Source organism: Komagataeibacter swingsii (assembly GCF_003207895.1).
Taxonomy (GTDB): domain Bacteria; phylum Pseudomonadota; class Alphaproteobacteria; order Acetobacterales; family Acetobacteraceae; genus Komagataeibacter; species Komagataeibacter swingsii.
The window spans coordinates 1-1,370 of sequence record NZ_NKUB01000078.1 but is presented as its reverse complement, the minus strand read 5'-3'; the positions used below and the strand labels follow the sequence as shown (position 1 = coordinate 1,370).

Annotated in this window: 1 protein-coding gene; it reads right to left on the bottom strand. The window is 57.6% G+C overall.

Annotated elements, in window-relative coordinates:
* Positions 1–364: 364 nt before the first annotated feature.
* Positions 365–1,195: an IS5-like element IS1032 family transposase gene (locus tag CFR76_RS17365; RefSeq protein WP_011253091.1), complete on the bottom strand. Its 831-nt coding sequence runs from the start codon at positions 1,193–1,195 to the stop codon at positions 365–367.
* Between the last annotated feature and the right edge of the window lie 175 nt (positions 1,196–1,370).

Below are 1,370 nucleotides of genomic sequence, written 5' to 3'. Positions count from 1 at the left end.
TCGCAGGTAGTACCGCGTCCCTATCTCTTAAATCGCTCATGCTTCATAGCTGAACCAGACCAGAAGTATTCAGCAAGGCGTCAGTCGCCGGGAGCTTACGATGCAAGTGGAAAGTATGACTTTGATGGTCGGGTGCAGCCATGTGTCCGGCCTGTTTGCGCAGCCCGGGGGCTGCTGGCCCTGATGAAGTCCGCGGATTGGATCCCTGATCACCTCTGCGCGCTTTTGCTGCGCTTGGTCCCGTCGGGTTTATCCTCTCCCCGGCCTGACCGGTTCGCCATCATATCTCGCCACTCCGCACATTCACCTTCGTCGCTTCTGGTGTTCGACGAGGGCGAATCTCTGAATTCTTTCAGAGCCTGAATCAGAAAGCAGTTTGATTGATTTTTCGCAGAACTCTGCGGATATGGGCAATCATCAACCACGCGTGGGATGACGAGATTGTTGCCTCGACATCCTTCGTGAGGCGACGGCAACGTCCGAGCCATGCAAAGCTACGCTCCACGATCCAGCGTTTGGGCAGGACGACGAAGCCTTCGGCCCGATCGCTACGTTTGACGATCTCGATCGTCCATCGGCCGAGTTCAGCCAGCGCACCACGCAACTTCTCGCCAGCATATCCCCCGTCACCGATCAGATGGCGAAGCCAGGGAAACAATGAGCGTATTCTGGTCGCTACCAGCGGCGCACCATCACGATCCTGAATGTCGGCGGGATGCACGACAGCCGCCACGACATGACCCAGCGTGTCGGTCGCGATATGTCGCTTGCGTCCCTTGATCTTCTTGCCCGCGTCATAACCGCGTGGGCCGCCATTTTCAGCGGTTTTAACCGACTGGCTGTCGATAATGCCCACTGAAGGCGTGGCGTCTCGCCCGTCCTGCTCACGCGACAGGATCACGAGAATATGGTTCATGGCTTCCCATCTTCCCTCGCGGATCCAACGGTAGAAATAGCCCTGCACGGTCGTGAAGGCCGGAAAGTGCCGAGGCAACTGCCGCCATTGGCAGCCGGTCGTGACGATATAGAGGATCGCCTCCATGACCCGGCGCAAATCCGTACGTCGTGGTCTGCCCAGCCGTTTCTTCTCGGGCATCAGCGGCGCAATCAGCGCCCACTCCGCATCGCGCAGGTCGCTTGCATATTCCAGGTCGTCCCTTTGATACTGCGCTCGGGTGATTTCAGTCCAGGCCATCTTGATCTCATCAGGTTCTCGCAAACCCATGAATCATAACCTGCTGAAATCACTCAACTCATTTTCGGTCAGACACTCAGGCGCTCCTGGCGCTGTATGCATTGCCCGTTGTGAGAAGTGCCCAGACAATCCTGGCAGTCTTGTTGGCGAGAGCGACAGATACGACACGCGCCGC

Excerpts from the sequence above, each read along its gene's own strand:
- CFR76_RS17365 (WP_011253091.1), bottom strand. The coding sequence starts at position 1,195 with ATGGCCTGGACTGAAATCACCCGAGCGCAGTATCAAAGGGACGACCTG.